The 19892-nt window shown below is 65.5% G+C and carries 17 protein-coding genes and 1 pseudogene; 10 read left to right on the top strand and 8 right to left on the bottom strand.

Going from position 1 to position 19892, the window contains the following annotated elements:
- Window positions 1-63 precede the first annotated feature (63 nt).
- Window positions 64-1083: a LacI family DNA-binding transcriptional regulator gene (locus GOAMI_RS20430; RefSeq protein ID WP_006438507.1), complete on the top strand. Its 1020-nt coding sequence runs from the start codon at window positions 64-66 to the stop codon at window positions 1081-1083.
- Window positions 1084-1102: 19 nt separating this feature from the next.
- Here GOAMI_RS20430 and GOAMI_RS20425 read toward each other — a convergent pair whose 3' ends face one another.
- The gene (locus GOAMI_RS20425; protein ID WP_006438506.1) at window positions 1103-1915 is read right to left on the bottom strand and encodes a mycofactocin-coupled SDR family oxidoreductase; all 813 of its coding nucleotides are present in this window, start codon (window positions 1913-1915) and stop codon (window positions 1103-1105) included.
- 127 nt (window positions 1916-2042) lie between these two features.
- Entirely contained in the window at window positions 2043-2531 is a 489-nt protein-coding gene (locus GOAMI_RS20420; protein WP_006438505.1) for a nuclear transport factor 2 family protein, read from the bottom strand.
- 152 nt (window positions 2532-2683) lie between these two features.
- On the opposite strand from GOAMI_RS20420, the gene GOAMI_RS20415 reads away from it, so the two are divergent.
- The 6 genes from GOAMI_RS20415 to GOAMI_RS20390 all read left to right on the top strand — a co-directional run bounded on the left by GOAMI_RS20415 (window position 2684) and on the right by GOAMI_RS20390 (window position 9120).
- A complete protein-coding gene (locus GOAMI_RS20415; protein ID WP_006438504.1) occupies window positions 2684-3310 on the top strand; it encodes a TetR/AcrR family transcriptional regulator in 627 nt (208 codons plus the stop codon).
- A gap of 87 nt (window positions 3311-3397) precedes the next feature.
- Window positions 3398-4591 carry an acyl-CoA dehydrogenase family protein gene (locus GOAMI_RS20410; protein WP_006438503.1) on the top strand — a complete coding sequence of 398 codons (1194 nt, stop codon included), beginning with the start codon at window positions 3398-3400 and terminating at the stop codon, window positions 4589-4591.
- Window positions 4588-5322, top strand: a complete 735-nt coding sequence (locus GOAMI_RS20405; RefSeq protein ID WP_006438502.1) for a hypothetical protein — start codon at window positions 4588-4590, stop codon at window positions 5320-5322. The genes GOAMI_RS20410 and GOAMI_RS20405 overlap by 4 nt, the downstream gene beginning before the upstream one ends.
- Window positions 5319-6191, top strand: a complete 873-nt coding sequence (locus GOAMI_RS20400; RefSeq protein WP_006438501.1) for an alpha/beta fold hydrolase — start codon at window positions 5319-5321, stop codon at window positions 6189-6191. The genes GOAMI_RS20405 and GOAMI_RS20400 overlap by 4 nt, the downstream gene beginning before the upstream one ends.
- Complete coding sequence (locus tag GOAMI_RS20395) at window positions 6188-7885, top strand: AMP-binding protein (protein ID WP_006438500.1); 1698 nt, start codon at window positions 6188-6190, stop codon at window positions 7883-7885. Before GOAMI_RS20400 ends, GOAMI_RS20395 begins: the two co-directional genes overlap by 4 nt.
- Window positions 7882-9120, top strand: a complete 1239-nt coding sequence (locus tag GOAMI_RS20390; RefSeq protein ID WP_006438499.1) for an acetyl-CoA C-acetyltransferase — start codon at window positions 7882-7884, stop codon at window positions 9118-9120. Before GOAMI_RS20395 ends, GOAMI_RS20390 begins: the two co-directional genes overlap by 4 nt.
- A 6-nt stretch (window positions 9121-9126) precedes the next feature.
- On the opposite strand, the gene GOAMI_RS20385 is transcribed toward GOAMI_RS20390, so the two are convergent.
- Window positions 9127-9831: a tyrosine-protein phosphatase gene (locus tag GOAMI_RS20385; RefSeq protein WP_006438498.1), complete on the bottom strand. Its 705-nt coding sequence runs from the start codon at window positions 9829-9831 to the stop codon at window positions 9127-9129.
- Window positions 9832-9907: 76 nt separating this feature from the next.
- Window positions 9908-10222, bottom strand: coding sequence for a DUF2470 domain-containing protein (locus GOAMI_RS20380; RefSeq protein WP_006438497.1), 315 nt, complete (start codon window positions 10220-10222; stop codon window positions 9908-9910).
- Window positions 10223-10326: 104 nt separating this feature from the next.
- Between GOAMI_RS20380 and GOAMI_RS20375 the strand changes: the two genes are divergently transcribed.
- Window positions 10327-10959 (top strand): flavin reductase family protein, encoded by a 633-nt coding sequence (locus GOAMI_RS20375; protein ID WP_006438496.1) that lies wholly within the window; start codon window positions 10327-10329, stop codon window positions 10957-10959.
- Here the strand turns inward: GOAMI_RS20375 and GOAMI_RS20370 are convergent.
- From GOAMI_RS20370 to msrB, 3 genes and pseudogenes are all read right to left on the bottom strand, one after another.
- A pseudogene (locus tag GOAMI_RS20370) lies at window positions 10956-11725 on the bottom strand (PfkB family carbohydrate kinase). The gene GOAMI_RS20375 and the pseudogene GOAMI_RS20370 sit on opposite strands and share 4 nt — an antisense overlap.
- A 181-nt stretch (window positions 11726-11906) precedes the next feature.
- A complete protein-coding gene (gene msrA, locus GOAMI_RS20365; RefSeq protein WP_006438494.1) occupies window positions 11907-12434 on the bottom strand; it encodes a peptide-methionine (S)-S-oxide reductase MsrA in 528 nt (175 codons plus the stop codon).
- Window positions 12431-12916: a peptide-methionine (R)-S-oxide reductase MsrB gene (gene msrB / locus GOAMI_RS20360; RefSeq protein ID WP_006438493.1), complete on the bottom strand. Its 486-nt coding sequence runs from the start codon at window positions 12914-12916 to the stop codon at window positions 12431-12433. The genes msrA and msrB overlap by 4 nt, the downstream gene beginning before the upstream one ends.
- A gap of 191 nt (window positions 12917-13107) precedes the next feature.
- Here msrB and GOAMI_RS20355 point away from each other — a divergent pair, with 191 nt between their 5' ends.
- Window positions 13108-14520, top strand: coding sequence for an amino acid permease (locus tag GOAMI_RS20355; protein WP_006438492.1), 1413 nt, complete (start codon window positions 13108-13110; stop codon window positions 14518-14520).
- 508 nt (window positions 14521-15028) lie between these two features.
- On the opposite strand, the gene GOAMI_RS20350 is transcribed toward GOAMI_RS20355, so the two are convergent.
- A complete protein-coding gene (locus GOAMI_RS20350) occupies window positions 15029-16102 on the bottom strand; it encodes a DUF4238 domain-containing protein (protein WP_006438491.1) in 1074 nt (357 codons plus the stop codon).
- Between the two features lie 438 nt (window positions 16103-16540).
- On the opposite strand from GOAMI_RS20350, the gene GOAMI_RS20345 reads away from it, so the two are divergent.
- On the top strand, window positions 16541-19753 hold the full coding sequence (locus tag GOAMI_RS20345) for a tetratricopeptide repeat protein (protein ID WP_157228354.1): 3213 nt from the start codon (window positions 16541-16543) through the stop codon (window positions 19751-19753).
- Window positions 19754-19892: the final 139 nt, after the last annotated feature.

Genomic DNA, 19892 nt, shown 5'->3' with positions numbered 1-19892 from the left:
AACGTTTGCATGGACTAACGTAGGGGCTCCGACGCGCAGCGTCAACAGAGGCACTCGACAGGAATGGGGACCAGCGTGGCCGGTGGTCAGCGGACGCCGACGCTCAAGGAGATCGCCCGGCGCGCGGGGGTCCATGTGTCGACGGCGTCTCGGGTGCTGCGACAGTCGGAACCCGCCGACGGCTGGTCGGAGTCGGCACTGAGGGTCCGCGAGGTCGCCGACGAGTTGGGCTACCAGCGCAATCTCTGGGCGGCGAGTCTCCGCACCCGCAAGACCACCACCCTCGGCGTCGTGATGACCCGACTCACCGACGGCGTGGTCGCCACGACCTACCAGGGCATCGAGCAGGAGGCCACTCGCGCCGGCTACTCGGTGCTCCTGTCCAGTCCACCCGACGACCCGGAAGCCCAGCGTGCGGCCATCGAACTGCTCGTGGGACGGCAGGTCGACGGCCTCCTCCTCAGCGGATTGCATCGCCCGGGCCGGGAGTTCATCGCCTCGTTGCGGGTGGGCGGCGTACCGATGCTGACTCTGACCAGGCATGCAGACGCCGGACTCCCCTTCGTCGGCGGCGACGACGTGCGCGGCGGCGCCCTCGCCGCACGGCACCTGATCGATCGCGGGTACACCGACCTCGCCGTCATCGCCGGTCCCGCTCACGCGACGACGGCAACGGATCGACTCGCCGGCTTCCGGGCCGAGACCACGGCGGCAGGTATCGAACTTCCCGACTCGCGGGTCGTCGCATCGAGTTTCGAGGTGCGCGGCGGCACCGAGGCCGGGCAGGTTCTGCTCGACGCACCGAACCGGCCGCGGGCGATCTTCGCGGTGTCCGACACCATCGCCGTCGGTGTGCTCGGCGTCGCCCGCGACCTCGGACTACGTGTCCCCGAGGACCTGGCCCTCGTCGGCTACAACGACATCCCGATCGCCGCGCAGCTTCCGGTGCCGCTCACCACGATCCACTCCCCCGCCCTGGAGATCGGGCAGACCGCGGTGCGCGGGTTGCTGGATCTGATCGCGGGACGCGACGTCGAGTCGCGGCGCCTGCCGGTCGAGCTGATGGCGCGCGGAACCACCTAGAAGGGCTGCGCGCCGCGTATCAGAAATGCTGCGCGCCGCCGTCGATCGAGATCTCCTCGGCAGTGATGAACTTCGACTCGTCCGATGCCAGGAAGGCCACCACGCCGGCGACCTCGTCGGCCTCGGCGGCGAACTGGTTGAGGAAGGTCATGCCCATCCCGGCAAGGCGTGGGTTGGCCTTGTTCGTCTCCTCGATGCGTTCGACCATGCGGCCCGAGCCCATCGGCGTGATCACCGCACCGGGATGGACGGTGTTGACACGAATGTCGTGCTGCCCCAACTCCGCGGCGAAGGCGCGGGACATCCCGACGAGCGCGTGCTTGCTTGTCGTGTAGTGAACCATGAACGGCTGCAGCTTCTTTCCGGCGAGCGAACTGATCAGGACGACCGATCCCCCGCCACGGCCGATGAGGTGGGGAGCCGAGGCGGTGACGGTGTTCCAGACGCCGGTCACGTTGATGTCCATGGTGTCGCGAAAGCTCTGCGGGGTCACCTCGTCCCAGGTCTCGGGGATGCAGATACCCGCGTTGGCGACGACGACGTCGAGCCCGCCGAGCGCCTCGACCCCATCGGCAACCGCGGCCCGAAGACCGTCGAGATCTCTTGTGTCGCAGCGGGTGAGAATGGCCTTGGCGCCGAGGTCCTCGACCAACCGCTGTGTCTCGGCGAGATCGTCCTCGGTGGCCGGATCATACGGAACGCCCGGAAGCGGTCCGACGACGTCTACGCCGATGATCTGCGCTCCCTCGGACGCGAGCCGTACCGCATGGGCTCGGCCCTGTCCTCGGGCGACGCCCGTGATGAACGCAACCTTGTCCGCCAAACGCGCCATGCCGATCCTTGTCTGCCGTAGATGTCGGGTCCGTGATCAGTCAACTGACTGCACACCTGGCCGACCCTACCGACGACGGCCGGACGCGAAGTGGTTTCCGCCCACTCACCGGTACGCGACGGCCCGATCAGGGATTGACCGCCGCGGCACGTGCCGAGTCGAGCGCGAACCGATTCTCGTCCCATCCGTCGGCGAGCGGGCCGAAGAAATGGAAGCGCACCCTCTTCACGCGGTAGAGCCACCGCCCGTCCTGCTTGACCAGCTCGTCGGTGTAGCGACCGGCAGCGATCGACGCGACACCGTCGAGGACGCACGGCTGCCAGAGGAATGACCGGGCAACAGCCGTGTCCCCGTCGATCTCGATCTCGAGGTTGGTGATGAAGTGCCAGAACGAGGTGAGGCCGCCATCGGCGAGTCCTGCGAAGAAGGCGCGCATCTCGGTCCTGCCCCGCGGGTTCGACAGGCCGTCGAACTCACCGTCGTCGGTGAACAGAGTCATCAGGTCATCCCAGTTCCCGTCGTCGAGGTGACGGCAGTATCGCGCGTCCAGCGCGCGGATCGCCTCGAGATCTTCGAGGCGCGTCAACCGCGCAGCCAGATCGGGTTCGGTGCTCATGCTCATGCGCATCCTCCAGAGTTCGACGTCGGACAGCGGAATATTAACGTACGTTCATGTGATCTACACCATAAACTGGGCTCCTGGGAGCGTCAACCAACCCACGAATCCGCTTTCTTGCTGGCGGAACCACGCCGCCCTACCCTGAGCGGATGAACACCCGATCGCCATCGGCCACCGCCGCATCCCGCGACCGCATCCTCGACGCCGCGCTCGACGAGTTCTTCACCGCCGGATTCCACGGCGCGACGATGCGCACCATCGGCAATCGCGCTGGTTGCAGCGCCGCAAACGTGTACAACCACTTCGAGAACAAGTCCGATCTGCTGGTCGAGATCCTCCGCACCGCGAGTGACGAACAGTTCACCGCGACCCGCAACGCGATCCGCCGGGCCGGCAAGGACCCCGTCGAACAGTGGCGCGCAGCCGTCGTCGCACACGCCCTCTACACCGCGCAGAAGCCGCGCGAATGCCTGGTGGCGAACACGGAACTGCGCTACCTGGGCGAGATCGACCGCAAGCGTGTCGTCGGCTCGCGCGACGCCCAGGAGCAGCAGTTCATCGACATCGCCGAAAGAGCGGTCGACCAGGGACTATTCCACATCGACCGCGTGCACCAGGCAGTCACCGCGGTCCTCCTGATGTGCGCCGGGATCCCGGTGTGGTTCCGCCCGGACGGGCCGCGGACCGCGTCCGAGGTCGCCGAGGATTACGGCCAGTACGCCCTCAACCTCGTCGGATACCGCCCAGACCTCGGTCAGGCATTGACCGCGCGCTGACCCGGTGCTCTAATGGTGAACGCACGTTAATGAGTGGCCGCGAGCACAACCCCGATCACCCCGGCCCGCATTCACTAGGAGAAGGCCATGACCCATCGGCCGTCACAGCCCCGGACCGACAGCCCGCGATACCTGACCGAGGATCGGATCGCCATCCGCGACCTCGCCCGTGACTTCGCCATGAAGCAGGTGCTGCCGGTCGCCAACGAACTCGACCCCGTCCAGGGGACCATCCCCGACACGCTCAAGAAGGCGATGGCGGAGGTCGGGTTCTTCGGCATCATGATTCCCGAGGAGCACGGCGGCCTCGGGCTCGGCGTCTTCGAATACTGCCTTGTCGCCGAAGAACTCTCGCGGGCGTGGATGAGCGTGTCAGGACTGTTGGCGCGCGGCAACGGCATGGGCGGCGGATTCACCCCCGAGCAGGAGTCCGCACTGCTGCCGCGCGTGGCGCGCGGCGAATATCTCGGCGCCTATGCGCTTTCCGAGGCCGAGGCTGGTTCCGACGTCGCCAACATCTCCTGCCGGGCGACCCGTGACGGCGACGACTGGGTCGTCAACGGCACCAAGATGTGGTGCACCTACGCCGACGAGGCCGACTACCTCGTGCTGTTCGCCCGTACCGATCCGAACAAGGACCCGGCCAAGCCGCATCGGGGCATCAGCGCCTTCCTCGTCGAGAAGGAACGCGGCCTGTTCCCCCAGGGCATCTCCGGCACCAAGGTCCGTAAGATCGGCTACTTCGGCTGGAACACCTGGGAACTGTCCTTCGACGATTTCCGCATCCCCGCCGACCGCATGCTCGGCGAGGAGGGCAAGGGCTTCTACCTCGCGGTCAGCGGGCTCGAGGTCGGTCGTGCCCACACGGCGGCCCGCGCGATCGGCCTGGCCCGCGCCGCACTCGAGGACTCCATCGCCTACATGCACACCCGCAAGCAGTTCGGCCACGAACTCGCGGACTTCCAGCACCTGCGTTTCAAGATCGCCAGGATGGCCGCCGACATCGAGGCGGCGCGGCAGTTGATGTACTCGGTCGCCACCGACATCGACACCGGCCGGCGTTGTTCGCTCGAGGCCTCCATGTGCAAACTCGTCGCCACCGAGATGGCCGAACGGGTGACCAGCGAGGCCGTCCAGATCCACGGTGGCGCCGGCTACACCACCGACTTCCAGGTCGAACGTCATTGGCGCGACGCACGTCTCACGAAGATCTTCGAAGGCACCAGCGAGATCCAGATGCGGATCATCTCCGACGAGTTGCTGGGCAGGGCCGGGTCATGAGTTCCGCCCTCGCATCGATCCGCGTCGGTGTCCGGACCTCGACCGGCACCGAACCGGCCGCCGATGTCCTCTACCGCCACGGGCTCCGCATCCCCGCTCGTTCACCGTCGTTCGGGATGGTGGTGGCGGAGTGGCTGACCGACCCGGTCCCGGCCGCCGAACGGGTCGGTGTCACCTGGTCGGCCACAAAGCCGATCACCGGGTCGGACCGTGTCCACGCCACCACCGTCGTGACCCGCGTCGGACCCGACGGCATCGACCGTGAGGTCCGGCTGCTCGACGACGCCGGACGGGTTCGCGAATCCGGAACGGAAACCTGGCGTACCGAGAACCGGCCCGAAGTGATTCCGTCGCTTGACTTCTGTTCGATCGAGTGGGGTGAGCAACTGCGTGAACGCCTGCATCACGACGCCGCGTTCACCTCGTCGGTCTCCACCTGGGACGGCACCGTCGGACTGCGTTGCGGTGACCGCGAAGTGCACCTGCGCATCTACAAGGGCCAGGTCATCGACGTCACGCGGCGCGCGCTCCTGGGTGCCACGTTCACCTTCGAAGCGGCCCCTGTCACCTGGGTGGATCTGATGCTCTCCGACTCAGATGACTTCATGCGTCGCGCACTCCGTGGTGAGTTCTCCTCCGCCGGAAACGGATACGAGTATCTGCGATTGACCAAGCCGCTCCACGCGATCATCCAGAACGCGCGGGCGATGGCGCGGGAGGTGCACTCATGATCGAGGCACGCTACCTCGAGATCCGGGGCGCGTTGGCGTTCGTCGAGATCGTCACCGCCGACCCCACCACGCCGGTCCGACGCGTCGCCGACCTACCGACGGTGCTGTGCATCCACACCGCCGGACAGAGCGGCGTCCAATGGCGGCGTGCCGCACAGGACATCGCCGACCGCGGCTACCGCGTCATCGTCCCGGACCTACCGGGTCACGGACGCTCCGAGCCCTGCCCAACCGGCCCGATCACCGACCTCGGCGACTACGCCGACTGGCTCACCGCCGTCCTTCGGCGCCTGGACGTCGAGCGGCCGTATGTCATCGGGTGTTCCATCGGCGGCAAGCTCACGCTCGAACTGGCGACGCGACCCGACTACCCCCTCGCCGGGGCCGTGGCCATGGCTGCCGAGACCGGACCCGGTCGGGTCAAGATCGCCGGTCTACGACGCGAACTCGAGGATGTCGCCGGACCCGCCCGCGCGGATCGCACCTACCTCGGCAGCATGGCCTCCGTAGGACGGGCGGTGCCCGCGGCGCGGGCACATCTCATCGGCCTCATGCACAAACGTGAGGACCCGGAGATCTCCTCGTCGGACCTCATCGGCTGGGGCAGTCACGATGTCCGCGACCGGCTCACCGAACTCACCTGTGGCCTGCATCTGGTCTGCGGTGCCGACGATCCGTGGATCAGCCTGGACGCCGTCCGCCGAGCCGCCGACGAGATCAACGAACTCGACGGTCCGCGTGCGGAGTTCACCGAGCTGGCCGGATACGGCCACTATCCGATGGAGGAGCTCCCCGACTTCGGTTCGCGCGCCGACGCCTGGCTGCGGTCCCTGCCGGCCGGCACGCGCACCCCGGAGGTCGTGTCATGACCGTCACCACCCGTCCCACGCTCGCCGGGATGCTCGCCGACCTCGTCCAGAAGTCCCCGGACAGCCCGGTGGCGATGGACGTCGCCGACGGCGAGGTGATCACCCTCGCCCGATCCGAACTCGCACGACGAGTCGAGCGGCTGCGCGAAGAGCTGTCCGACATCGGTGTCCGTCGAGGCCAGTGCCTGGCGGTATATCTGCCGAACTGGTCCGATGCGCTCGTCTGGCAGTTCGCCGCGTCGGCCGTCGGTGCGCACGTCATCGGGGTCAACACCCGGTACAACGTCGGCGAGGTCGCCCACATCCTGACCTCGGCGCGGCCTGCGGTGGTCGCCGTCCCCGCGCAGTTCCACGGGCTCGACATCTTCGGCACCTTGCGCGATGCGAGTTCGGCGGCCGATCCCGTTCCCGCGATCGCGGTCGTCCCCGGGCCGTTGAGTCCCACCGCGACGCCGTCCGACTTCGATCTCGGCGCGGGAGCCTGGATCGCCGGAAGTGGCGACACCACCGGCGTTCACGCACCCGCGACCCCATCGACGGCGGCATGGACACCTGCGGGTGAGCGCGCTGCGGACACCGGTGAACTCGGGGTCGCATTCACGACCTCGGGCTCCACCGGGACCCCCAAGCTCGCCGCGCACCGGGATTGCGCCGTCGTCCGCCATGCGCATGCCGATTCCGTCATCATGGACGTCCGCCAGGGCGACGTGGTCCTCGGCGTCCTACCCGTGTCGGGTGTCTTCGGATTCAGCACTGCCATGGCCGGTCTCGCCGGTGGCGCAGCCATCCTGATGGAGCCCGTCTTCGACGCGGTGGCCACCCTCGATCGAGTCGAATCGCTGCGTGTGACCCACATCGTCGGCGGCGACGACCTCTTCGGGCGCCTGTACGACACCTGGCATGACGGCCGGCGTACCGACCTGAGCTCGCTGCGTTGGCTCGGCATCGCGGACTTCCTCGGCCGGTCCCATGACATCGCCCGGTGGGCGCGCGACGAGGCCGGCGCCCAGACGACGGGTGTCTTCGGTTCGTCGGAGGTCTTCGCTCTCGCTCTGCTGTGGTCTTCCGACGACCCGGAATCGTTGCGCTGGAACGGCGGTGGCCGGCCGGTGGAGGATGCCATCGAGGTCCGTGTCGTCGATCCGTTCGACGACCGCATCCTGGGAGCCGACGAGGAGGGTGAACTGCAGTTCCGCGGTCCCAACGTCGTCGACGCGTATCTCGGCAGCCCGGAAGCCGCCACGCGGGCATTCACCACCGACGGCTGGTTCCGCAGCGGCGATCTCGCGCGCACCCTCGACACCGGTGGCTTCCGTTATGTGTGCCGCATGGGGGATGTGTTGCGGCTACGAGGTTTCCTCGTCGACCCGGCGGAGATCGAACACCGCCTCGCCGAACACGAGAACGTACAGACCGCGAAGGTCGTCGGGATCACCGGTTCTGGTGGTTACACCGAGGCGGTGGCCTTCGTCGTACCCGTCGCCCCCGACGCCGACCTCGACGCCGCCGCGTTGAAGGCCTGGTGCCGCGACCGCCTGGCCGCATTCAAGGTGCCTGCCGCCGTACACGTGATCGAGGAGATGCCGACCACGGTCGGGGGCAACGGAACCAAGATCCGGGCTGTCGAGCTGCGCGACTGGGCGCAGCGGTGGGCAGGCCAGGAAGTGGACTACCGCAAAGGAACACCCGCATGAGCGTGAACACCGCACCACCCGCAGCCGACGATGTCGTGATCTGTGAGCCACTCCGTACGCCCGTGGGACGCTACGGCGGTTCGTTCGTCGACGTCCCGGCGACCGACCTGGCCGCGACGGTGATCTCGGCACTGTTGCAACGCACCGCGATCGACCCGGAGAGTGTCGACGACGTGATCTTCGGCCAGTGTTATCCCAATGGCGAGGCGCCGGCCATCGGTCGCGTCGCCGCACTCGATGCGGGACTCCCCGTCACCGTGCCGGGTTCCCAGCTCGACCGACGCTGCGGTTCCGGCCTACAGGCGGTACTCGATGCCGCGATGCGCATCCAGACCGGGGTCGCCGAGCTGGTGATCGCCGGCGGCGTCGAATCCATGAGTCGCGCAGAGTATTACACCGAGTCGATGCGATGGGGCGCCAAGGGTGCGCCGGCCACCCTGCACGATCGGCTGGCCCGCGGCCGCGTCACCGCGGGCGGAAAGAACCATCCGGTCCCCGGTGGCATGCTCGAGACCGCGGAGAACCTCCGCCGCGAGTACTCGATCCCGCGCCGGGAACAGGACGAGTTGGCCGTCGAATCGCATCGACGGGCCGTGGCCGCCATCGAGAGCGGCAAGTTCGCGAAAGAGATCGTGCCGGTGTCGGTTCCGCAGCGCAAAGGCGACGACCAGGTCGTCGACCGCGACGAACATCCCCGTGCCGACACCACGCTGGAGTCGCTGGCCCGACTGCGGCCGATCATGGTCAGGTCCGATCCCGAGGCGACCGTCACCGCCGGCAACGCCAGCGGTCAGAACGACGGCGCCGCCGCCACACTGGTGACCACCCGGGCGAATGCCGAACGCCTGGGTCTCGATCCGCTCGCCCGCCTGGTCACCTGGGCGGTCGCCGGTGTCGGACCGGAGGTGATGGGCATCGGCCCGGTCCCCTCCACCGCCAAGGCACTCGCACGGGCGGGTCTCGAACTGTCCGACATCGATCTCATCGAACTGAACGAGGCCTTCGCCGCCCAGGCGCTCGCGGTCACTCGAGAGTGGAAGTTCGCCGACGCCGATTTCGAGCGCACCAATGTCAACGGGTCGGGTATCTCATTGGGTCACCCGGTCGGTGCGACCGGCGTGCGGATCCTGACGACACTGCTGCGTGAACTCGACCGTCGTGAGGCACGTTTCGGACTCGAGACCATGTGCATCGGTGGCGGCCAGGGGCTCACCGCGATCTTCGAGCGGGTCTGAGACGATTCAGCCGACGAAGCCGGCGACCCACCGCTCGAAATGCCGGACGTCGCCGCCGTTCGCCTCGAACCATCCCCAGGCCCCGCCCGGCGCGCCGGTCACCTCGTCGATGACGAGGTCGATGGCCTCACGCGGAGTCCGCAGGATCGGAGCGGCGAGTGTGGTGCCGGCCGGGATTCTCCGCCGCTCGCGCAATCGTGCGAAGACCCCGGCGATGAAGTCCTCGGTGCGCTGGTAGTCGGCGATCACCGAATCCGCCTCGACCCCGGCGAGGAGCAGTGCGATCGCCACGACCATGCCCGTACGATCCTTGCCGGCCGCGCAGTGCACGAGTGTCGAACCGGTGGAATCGAATTCGTTGAGAGCCGCGGTGAGCCGGTGTTGCCCGGTGCGGATGACCGACGAATAGATCTCGATGAGCGCCGTGTCGGCGAGCCGGTCGATACGCGCACTCGACGACACCTGCCGGTTGACGACCCGCACACCCGACGGCCAGGTGACCGCTATCGGCTCGATCTCCGTGGGGTTCCGCAGGTCGACGACGGTACTCGGCGGCCACGGCACCCCCGCCGGGTCCTCGTCGGCGGGATAGGGCGCGTCGCTGCGGATCAACACGTTCGGCATCGTGACACCGCCCGACGCGAGGGGCAGCCCACCCAGGTCCCGAAGATTTGCGAACGTCCGGAGCCCGGCATCGGAGGAGAGGGTCACGCGATTCCCGTCGTTGTCACTGACAAGTCGCACCTCAGGATACTGAAGTCTGGACCCTGCGGTATCCGTGCGTGAGCTATCTCTCCGGCGTCGCCCCCAGGCGGGTCTGCGCATCCCGGAACATCGCCACCACGGCCACGCGTACGTCCGTCCGGTTCACCACGGGACGGTCCCACTCGAATCGCATCTCGACGACCCCTTCCGGGACGGTGACGTCGAAGATCGCGGCTTCGTGATCGAATCCGGTCATCACGGCCGCAGTCGCGTCCCGTCGTTGTCCGAGAGCGTGGCAGATGACCAGTGAATCGTCGGCGTGGTCGCCGTTCATGTGCGCCAGCACCCCGGCCACCACGTCCTCGGTGAACTGCGGTGTCGTGTCGTCACCAGCCATGTCAGCCTCTCTCGTCGATCTCGTCGAGGGTACTCGGCGCCGTCATCTCGTCTCCGGACGGTGTTGCCCCGGGACACGATGGAGCACTCACGTACGGTGAAGCGATGACCGGGTACCACTCCTACGAGCCGGCCGCGGGCCACCGGCTCGCCCATGACCCCCTCAACGCGATCATCGCGCCGCGTCCCATCGGCTGGATCTCCACGGTGTCCGACGCCGGGGTGCGAAATCTCGCCCCCTACAGCTTCTTCAACCTCTTCAACTACTCCCCTCCGATCATCGGCTTCGCCAGCATCGGCTGGAAAGACACTGTCGCCAATGCCAAGTCGACCGGTGAGTTCGTGTGGAACCTCGCGACCGAGGCGATCGGCGAGCAGATGAACCAAACCTCCGCCGCGCTTCCTGCGGACGTCGACGAGTTCGACCACGCCGGCCTGACCGCGGTCGACTCCGACCTGGTTCGCCCGTCCCGGGTCGCGCAGAGCCCGGTCAACTTCGAGTGCCTGGTCACCGAGGCCTTTCAACTGCGGTCCGCCGCAGGCGAGTCCGTGGACACCTGGATGGTCCTCGGCGAGGTCGTGAAGGTGCACATCTCGACGACGCTTCTCGGTGACGACCTGACCTACGACACGGCGCTCCCCCGGCCCCTGTTACGCGCCGGCGGCAAGGGTGATTACTTCATTCCGAGCGACGAACACCATCTCTACATGGAGCGGCCCCAGCCGATGACGCGTTAGGTTCCCGACGCCGCGCGCTGGATCGCTGCCGCCGTCGGCATCCCGGTGCGCGCCCCGACGTGAACCACCGACAACGACGCTGCTGCCGCACCACGCCGCGCAGCCGTCACGAGATCGTCGCCGGCCGCAAGGGAAGCCGCCAGCACGCCGTTGAAGGTGTCGCCGGCACGTACAGGTCGCGCAGTTCCGAGGCGTTGGGGGTGAGGATGTCCGGAACCGAGAGCACGCCGACGAGTTCGTCGAGCACCGGGGCCGGATTGACCACGCACGGGACGCCCTGTTCCGCAGCCGCTTTCACCGCGGCAATGGCTGCGTCGGGGGCTATCTCGGTGCTGACGAGTACGCAACCGTCTCCCCAGCCCGCGGCGCGGGCGACGGCCGCGCGCACCCGCTCGGGGTCGACACGCGCATTCGCCCCCGACCCCACCGCGATCTGATTCTCGCCGGACGGATCCACCACGATCAGCGCGGCGCCGGTGGCGACTCCGGCGACCCGGGTGACCTCGGTGACATCGACGCCCTCGTCCGCGAGCTCCGCGAGAGCCCCCGCTCCCATCTCGTCGTCACCGACCGCGCCGCAGTACCGGACAGCCGCGCCTGATCGCGCCGCCGCGACAGCGGCGTTCGCCCCCTTGCCACCTCCGTGGCGGGCCACGTCCGGCCCGACGACGGTCTCGCCGGGGCCGGGCAGCCGATCGGCACCGACGACGAGGTCGACGTTCACGGCCCCGACGACGAGCACCTTCCCGATGTCAGCATCGGTCATGACAGCTCCTTCGACGTCGGCACAGGCAGGTGCGCACGATTCTGGCACCTCAGAACGGCGCCGGACCGTCCGCCCGCTGACGACGTTCCCGCCCGCGCTGGTTGCGGGTTCGGCACCGTCGGCTCAACGGTCGCAGTGGTTGCGGGTTCGCGCGGTGGCGCCTCCTTCCCGCTTATCGAGTTCAATAGGCGGGAAGGAAACGGGCGCGCGGGAAGTGGCAGGTGTAGCCGGACGGATACCTCAGCAGGTAGTCCTGATGCTCGGGTTCGGCCTCCCAGAACGGCCCCGCGGGCTCGATGGTCGTGACCGCCGCACCCGGCCACAGGCCCGACGCGTTCACGTCGGCGATCGTGTCCCGGGCCACCTGCTCCTGCTCCGGGCTCAGCGGGAAGATCGCCGACCGGTAGCTCGTCCCGACGTCGTTGCCCTGCCGGTTACGAGTGGTCGGATCGTGGATCTGGAAGAAGAACGCCAGAATGTCCCGGTACGTGGTCTGCGTCGGGTCGAACACGATCTCGACGGCCTCGGCATGACCGGGATGGTTGCGATAGGTGGCGTGGTCGTTCTGACCGCCGGTGTAGCCGACGCGGGTGTCGAGGACACCCGGCTGCTTGCGGATCAGGTCTTCCATCCCCCAGAAGCATCCGCCGGCGAGGACCGCGGTCTCGGTGCCGGGTCGGACGGTGATCTGGCCGGTGTCGGTGGTCATGCGGTCTCCCCTTCGGTATGGGTGTCTGCGGTTGTGGTGTCGCCGAACAGCCCGGCGTACTGCCCGTAGCCCTCGGCTTCGAGGTCGCGAGCCGGGATGAAGCGCAGGGCTGCCGAATTCATGCAGTAGCGCAGTCCGCCGGCTTCGCGCGGACCGTCGTCGAAGACGTGGCCGAGGTGGCTGTCGGCCCCCGACGAACGCACCTCCGTGCGTCGCATCCACAGGGTGCGATCGGACTTGGTCGTCACGGCGGCGGCGTCGATGGGTCTGGTGAAGCTCGGCCATCCGGTGCCGCTGTCGTACTTGTCGGTGGACGAGAACAGCGGCTGGCCGGAAACCACGTCGACGTAGATACCCGGCTCGTGGTTGTCCCAGTACTCGTTGTCGAAGGCGCGCTCGGTGCCGTCGCGCTGGGTGACGCGGAACTGCGCGTCGGTGAGGCGGTTCAGGGCCTCGGGGGTCTTGCGGTATTCGTGGCTCACGATTCCTCCTGTCGACGCCGGCCGCTCGTCGATCTGGCAGAGCTCTCCGGCGTCATCATGCGCAACAACGTGGGGTCCCGATTTGGTCCCGCGCAAGTGAATCCGACAATTCAGGCTGGTGAATCCGGCTGCGTGGTCGTCGTTACCCTGAGGACCGCCAACCAACGCAATGGCGGTCAGGAGTTCTCCACGTGACGATCGAGCACGGAAGCGCCGAAACCGGCGTCGACGCAGACGAGGGTTACCAGCGCGGGCTCACCGCGCGCACCGTCCAGATGATCGCCATCGGCGGTGCGATCGGCACCGGACTCTTCTACGGGTCGGGCGGAGCGATCGAGAAAGCCGGACCGGCGCTCGTCCTCGCCTATGCACTCGCAGGCCTCGCCATCTTCATCGTGATGCGGGCACTCGGCGAGTTGCTGATCTACCGTCCGATCTCGGGCGGGATCAGCGAGTACGCCGACGAGTTCCTCGGCCGCTTCGCCGGGTTCAGCCAGGGCTGGACCTACTGGGCCGTGTGGACCACCACGTGCATGGCCGAGATCACCGTCGCCGGCAAGTACATCAACTACTGGTGGCCGTCGGTCCCCGTCTGGCTGACCGCACTGGTCGCACTTCTCGTCCTGTTCTGCGCGAACCTCATCTCGGTCGGGCTGTTCGGAAAGGCCGAGTTCTGGTTCTCCGCGATCAAGGTGACCGCCATCGTCGGCATGATCGTCGTCGGCATCGGCGTGCTGCTCCCGATCTCCGGGTTCGGCCCGGAGACCGGACCGTCGGTCACCAATCTCTGGAACGACGGCGGATTCTTCGCCACCGGCTTCAGCAATGCCATGCTCAGCCTGCAGATCGTGATGTTCGCCTATGTCGGCGTCGAGCTGGTCGGCGTCACCGCGGGTGAGGCCGAGAATCCGCGGGTCACGCTGCGCAAGGCGATCAACTCGGTGCCCTTCCGCATCGGCATCTTCTACGTCGGCGCCATCATCGTCATCTTGTCGGTGCGCAGCTGGAACGACTATCAGGAGGGCGAGAGCCCGTTCGTGTCCGTCTTCTCCTACATCGGCATCCCCGGAGCCGCGGGGATCGTGAACTTCATCCTGCTGACCGCCGCCCTGTCATCCTGCAACTCCGGTATCTACTCCACCGGCCGTATGCTGCGGTCGCTGGCGCACACCGGTGACGCCCCGAAGCAGCTGACGAAGCTGTCGAGCCGCAAGGTCCCGGCCGCGGGCATCGCCGTGAGCGCTGCGGTGATGGTCCTCGGCGTGGTGGTCAACGTGTTGGACCCCGAACACGCCTTCGCGTACATCACGGCGGTCTCGACGGTCGGCATCATCGTGATCTGGTCGACGATCCTGCTGTGCCAGATGGCCTTCCGGCGCAAGGTCGCACGCGGCGATCTGCCCGCCTCCGACTACCGGGTGCCCGGGGCGCCGGTCACCACGTGGCTTGCACTCGCGTTCCTGGTCATGGTTTTCGTATTGCTCTTCTTCGACGAGGACGGGCGTATCGCGCTCATGGTCGGTGCGGTGTGGTTCACCGGAGTCGGCATCGGTTACCTCGCGTGGACGCGCAACGCCGGGGAGTTGGCCGACCGCGAGGTCTGAGCATTTTTCGGAGGCGGCAGGCAGGCCGGGTCCGGACCGCCGCGACCTAAAAAGCTCGCCGGTCGAACAACGCTCGTCCATGGCCCTGAAACCTCGGTCGGCCTGGTCTATAAGGAAAAAGGTCGGAGACCTCGCTCGCGATCCACCGCTCCCAGATCGGGCGGATCAGTTCGGGTATCGAACCCGCCCCCCTGCAGCGGGTCACCGCGGACGCCACCGACGACGCCGACCAGCCGTGCTTCGCCGACATGACGTGTGGTTCGCAGAGCACCATCAGATTGAGTCAATCTATGCCACTGTCACTTAACTACCTCAACGACACTTCGGGATCGGGTGGTCGCACGCATGCGCCACTGGTCCTGTGATCCTTCCAGAGGGTCTAGTAGCTGCCGCACCATAGGGATTTGACTGTAACGAGGAAGCTCCGCCGAGTTCTCCCCGTGTGTCTACACCGGCGGGGGAGCGTTACCGCGCATAAGCGGCACCAGAGCGGGCCGAGTGCATGTGCTCAACGGTGCCAGCGAAGGACAGGCCAAGTAGGGGGGCTTTCGATTCCAGTCCATCGACTCTTCTGCGTTGCGAGTCGTCGCATTAGGTCGATCGCGTCGTCCACGGTCAGGGTGGAGTACTCAGGTTCCGCTGTTGGCCTGCGGCACGGCACCTCGGAACTTTCGATGATCTCATCGGATGGGCGCTCAAACGCGCTCTTCGCCGCGTTCGCGACGATCTCGCGGTTTAGGCGCCGAGTCTCGCCACGAGTGAGCGAAAACGGCGACCTGTGCCACAGGTCTGATCGCAGCATCACAAGCGCACGTTTAGGGCTCAGCGGGTAGACGATAACCCCGCTCAGCGCGGTGCCGGCGTTGCCGTCGCGAGCGAACGGTGGACCGGCGATCAAGACGACAGGTTCATCGGATGTCACAAGCGGTCCGGAAGGTTCGTAAACCGCCCAGTTACGTTTGAAGAGTGTCGACGCGTTGACATTCTTGACCTGTTCGATCAGCATTCGAATTGCCCCCGCCGTGCTATCCACGAGTTGGTCCTGAACTGAATGTTCAATCTGCGTGCTCGTCGCGTGAGGTGCCATCCGTGTGAGCAGTGAAAGCTTCACTACGTCGGGAGCTTCCGCAATGATCAGTGATCGCCGACGGGCGGCGGCAGTTCGACCGATCTGTAACCCAAGAAATACGGCCAGGTCAGCTTTAAGACCCACGTCGACAACAGGGCCGAGCTCGCCTTCCACGAGCCTTCCGACTCTCTTTGCAGCCTCGTTCTCAACTCTCGACAGGTACGTCTCCACCCACCTCGATGGCGCGTCGTCCATCGCGTGGTGAGGGACCGTGTACAGGTCGCGCTCGAAAGCGATGCTCTTAGGCGCGAGAGGTCGCTTCGCACGACGCGAGTCAACATCAACTGTCTTCACAAGTCCGTCGATTGTCCAGCGGCGGAGATAGAACTCCGGGACGTAGTGGTGGCGCCTGGCCTCCTCGCCTACCGCCATGTCCCGCGACTCTTCAAGAAAAGCGTCACTCAGCCACTCGTGAACAAAGCGGTTCTCAGCGATGACCTGGAGAATATCCATCAAACTAGTCTATTTCTCACCCATGACACTCGGACCTAATGTCGGAGGCGTCCGGTAACTTCACGACCAAACGAAACACGGTAAGGGAGTGCCCAGCTCATGGCTGTGGAGTGGACAGTACTGATTAGAGCCGCAGGTCCGATCGCGACACGAGTCGCGCTACCGCCCATACAAAAGTGGACTGTTCCGTGGCGCGTCGCGCGCGCCGTACGGAAGCGCGCGAAGCGAGAGGAACTGCCACGACCCCCTTACTGGCCCCTCAAGCGGTACCTGAGCGAGGGGCATGCTGACACCGCATTCCAAAGTGGAGACCCAGATCAATACGATCGAGTATCTTCCGATCTCAGGGGGTTAGGTAAACGGCGCGAGACCTGGTCGCCAAACGGACAACAGTCGGACGCGCTGGTCGCGATATTGCTCAGTGAGTACACACGTAGCGTGAGCCCTAACCGCGCGACAGAGACGCAAATACGCTCCGCCATAGGCGAACTGAAAAAGCACTATGCGACCACCACTTCCAAGGGCAGCCACTACCGAACCTCGTTCGCGACCAACCTCGAGTCGCTTCCACCAGTCCGGGCCACTCGTGCACGAGAACTGCAGAGCCAGCACCCCTCAATCGAACGAGTAGTATTCGAAGTTGCGCAAGCACAGAACAGACGGCAGGCGATCGAAGACTGGGCACAGACTCATCCCAACTGGTTATCCGAGTCGGAGGCGCCTGTCCTTGCGTGGTTCGCTGACTTGGCTGCAGACTACACAGCGACGGCAACAGCGAGTTTGATGGTTTACGCCGTCGAGGCTGGCGCGACACCCGCAGACTACTGGCTCATCCGCGCGGCCCTTCTCGACTGCGGGGACACGGACCAGGACCAGCGCGCGGCCATCTCACAGTTTCTCGGTCGGCATCCCCTTGCTGACGCCGTCGCCGCATATCTGCGCCAAGACCTTAACGCAGCTCACCAGCATCTCGAGCGGTGGTTGCCGATCGATATCGGAGAGTCAGCGTTTAAGGCCGCAGTGGAGTACCAATTCGCCTGCGCAGCAGAAGATCAAGAGGCGATGCGCTCAATCGCGACCGCTTCGCACGAGAAGTTCGGTAGCACGACTCCCCTCCTGGACCACACCAAAGCACGACTGGGCCGAGCGGCCCGACGCGAGTCCGCTGTACAGTTCTCAGACTTGCAGGAGTGTCTGGACCTCGCCATCATGATTCGCGACGAGCGGCGCCGATGGTTCGGCGAAAGCGCAGAAGCACTTAGCCTCGCCGTTGACGCCGCAAATCTATTAGGTGATCACGAGTTTGCGCTGAAGCTCACACAGCCAGCCCCGGACGGCGACGCGATTCCCGAAGAAGCGAGTGACGCATCCATCTTGGCAAGCGCAGCCATGTCGGCGGCTCATATCCTCGACTCCAACGAAGTGGACATCTATCGCTCTCGTCTAAGCCATGACGACCCTGTCGGCCACCAGGTGGATGCACTGACTGCGCAGCGTGGCGGCGACACGGAGAGCGCAGCCGAGTCGTGGCGACGCGCTTACGAACTCTCCCGGGATGCCAACGACAAACTGAACATCGCATATCAGCTGGCCCTCGTTGGGCACATGCCAACTTCGCTACCAGTCGTTTCACCCGAAGTCAGTGCACAACTCCAACTCATCGATTCGGCCGCTCGTGGCATCTATGGACAAGTTCAGACACTTATCGCCCAGGCGAGGAGTAACCGGTTATTGGCCATTGCCGCATCCGAGCTCCTCTACCGTCAGGGAAGAGCGGAGGATGCGGCAAAACTGGCGATACAAGTCGGCGAGAAGCTCAATGACCCCTATCTCCTTATGGCAGCGGGGTCTTACTTCGCTCACGTCAGCAAGATTGAGGATGCGGTTGCAGCAGCACGAACTGCGATCCAGGTGGCACCTCAGCGATGGGGTCGACGTGTCGAAGCGTGGGCATTCTTGGTGGAATTGCTCGTTCAGTCTGGACGTTGGGCGGAGGCCGCCGACTCCGCAGCGCAGTACCTTGCGCACGTGCCGAGTAGTCCGGATGCGCAATGGGCGCTTGTAGTTTGCCAGGCGCAACTCGGCGATATCAGCGCCGCGTTTGATACGTACTCTGTCGCCGGTTCGCCGAGACCACGCACTGAGTTCGAAGCGATCGTATGGGTGGAGCTTTGGCGACACGGGAAGCACAGCGTCAAGACCTCGATCGCCGAGTTCAAGGTTCTTCTGGATGATTGGAAGGACAACGAGCGCGTCCTCGAAGCCGCGAGTCGGGCACTTCTCTTCTCAGATAGAAATCCCGCGGCCAACGACCACTACGATGTCGAGACGTTGCTAGCCGATCTAATCCAGAAGCTGCCCAACGTATTCCACCGACACGCGATCGATTCAAACGATCCACTCGCCACCCTTGCAACGATCGTCTCGGACCTTCCCGACACGACCGAGATCGATTCCAAAATCGCCTCCGGCGAGTTCCCGCTCGGTGTTGCTTCGACCGTGTTTCGTCGTCCCTACACCCAACTCCTCGCGTCCCGCGGCGGACCTGTGTATACGGAAATCGAATCGCATTGCCCGACGATGCCGAAGCCTTGGCATGGGTCGACTATCGTTGTCGACGTCTCTGCTCTCAATACTCTCTCCCTACTTCCGGATCTTGCTGACGTCCTCCTTGGTTACGCAGACCCGAGCCTGCAAGGTGTGAGCGCACAAGCCCGCGACGCGGCGCAGGCTGTGCGAGAACTGGAAATGCAGTCGACTATGACTGTCGGACGATCTCCTGACGGCACGCCGCGCGTTCTCACTATCACCGAGTCAGAGGCTCAAGCCCGACACCTGCGTGCCCGACGCATACAACAGCTATACGCCAAACTGCAGGTCGTCGATCATTTGCGAGTTCGACACCTCCCGGAGATTTCATCTAAGGACGGCGACTACGTGTGGCTGACCGCCACCGATCGAGCTTTCGTTATTGACGCCAGTCTCTGGTGTGACGACGCCTGGGTTCGACGTTTTGCGGAGTCACGGGGAGTCGCGACATTCTCGACCCGCCAGCTGGTCGCCGATGCGGTCGACAATCACATTGTCCTGCCAGAGTTGGCCGAAATCGCGGAAGCGCAGTTACTCTGCACCGGCCACGTACCCGCGGTCGTATTACCAGCCAGGCTTGAAGACGCGGCCCGTCTCACCGGGTGGCGCCCCACCGAACTAGCCCACGTCATTGCGTACGCGCCGCATCACTCCGATCCGGTGCGGCTCGTGGGCTTTGCAGTCAAAGCGATGACAGAGTCGCATAACGATCCCGAATCGCTGGCCGGTTGGACATACGCGGTCGCTTTCTGGCTTATCCGAGTCTCCGGGTCGGCGACAGACTGCAGCCAGAATTTGGTCGCGTTACTGTCACGTATAATCCGAGAGCGTTGGTTGAACCCCTCAACCCTCCCTCATGTGTTGTCAGGTATACGCGCTGCCGCCATCGCATCCGGCCGAGATGTCGAAGACCCCCTGGCTGCTGTACTTTCCGCGCACTATCAGTTCCTTGCCAGACGCACCAATCACAAGCTGGCGGCAGACCACGTTCGAGCGTTAGTTGCGCTAGGCGCACCCACCGACCGCATGACGGCGCTCAGCGTCATACTCAGGACGAATTGATAGACCACGCATTTGGACTAGCTGTTTGAGGGATAGCGGATCTCGGAACTGAGGTTTTCCGCCAGCCTCAAGTTTGGACGCTACGTCGGGCTCGTGCACCCAGACCTCCGTCCAATGCGTATATGCCGTGCGGAAGCTG

The organism is Gordonia amicalis NBRC 100051 = JCM 11271, assembly GCF_000332995.1.
Taxonomy (GTDB): domain Bacteria; phylum Actinomycetota; class Actinomycetes; order Mycobacteriales; family Mycobacteriaceae; genus Gordonia; species Gordonia amicalis.
This window is presented reverse-complemented; position numbering and strand designations above follow the sequence as displayed.

What these genes read in the sequence shown, in the direction of transcription:
- GOAMI_RS20410 (WP_006438503.1), top strand. Translation starts at nt 3,398, where the DNA reads ATGACCCATCGGCCGTCACAGCCCCGGACCGACAGCCCGCGATACCTG.
- GOAMI_RS20405 (WP_006438502.1), top strand. Translation starts at nt 4,588, where the DNA reads ATGAGTTCCGCCCTCGCATCGATCCGCGTCGGTGTCCGGACCTCGACC.
- GOAMI_RS20415 (WP_006438504.1), top strand. Translation starts at nt 2,684, where the DNA reads ATGAACACCCGATCGCCATCGGCCACCGCCGCATCCCGCGACCGCATC.
- GOAMI_RS20375 (WP_006438496.1), top strand. Translation starts at nt 10,327, where the DNA reads ATGACCGGGTACCACTCCTACGAGCCGGCCGCGGGCCACCGGCTCGCC.
- msrA (WP_006438494.1), bottom strand. Translation starts at nt 12,434, where the DNA reads ATGACCACCGACACCGGCCAGATCACCGTCCGACCCGGCACCGAGACC.
- GOAMI_RS20395 (WP_006438500.1), top strand. Translation starts at nt 6,188, where the DNA reads ATGACCGTCACCACCCGTCCCACGCTCGCCGGGATGCTCGCCGACCTC.
- GOAMI_RS20400 (WP_006438501.1), top strand. Translation starts at nt 5,319, where the DNA reads ATGATCGAGGCACGCTACCTCGAGATCCGGGGCGCGTTGGCGTTCGTC.
- GOAMI_RS20380 (WP_006438497.1), bottom strand. Translation starts at nt 10,222, where the DNA reads ATGGCTGGTGACGACACGACACCGCAGTTCACCGAGGACGTGGTGGCC.
- GOAMI_RS20425 (WP_006438506.1), bottom strand. Translation starts at nt 1,915, where the DNA reads ATGGCGCGTTTGGCGGACAAGGTTGCGTTCATCACGGGCGTCGCCCGA.
- GOAMI_RS20420 (WP_006438505.1), bottom strand. Translation starts at nt 2,531, where the DNA reads ATGAGCACCGAACCCGATCTGGCTGCGCGGTTGACGCGCCTCGAAGAT.
- GOAMI_RS20430 (WP_006438507.1), top strand. Translation starts at nt 64, where the DNA reads ATGGGGACCAGCGTGGCCGGTGGTCAGCGGACGCCGACGCTCAAGGAG.
- GOAMI_RS20350 (WP_006438491.1), bottom strand. Translation starts at nt 16,102, where the DNA reads ATGGATATTCTCCAGGTCATCGCTGAGAACCGCTTTGTTCACGAGTGG.
- GOAMI_RS20390 (WP_006438499.1), top strand. Translation starts at nt 7,882, where the DNA reads ATGAGCGTGAACACCGCACCACCCGCAGCCGACGATGTCGTGATCTGT.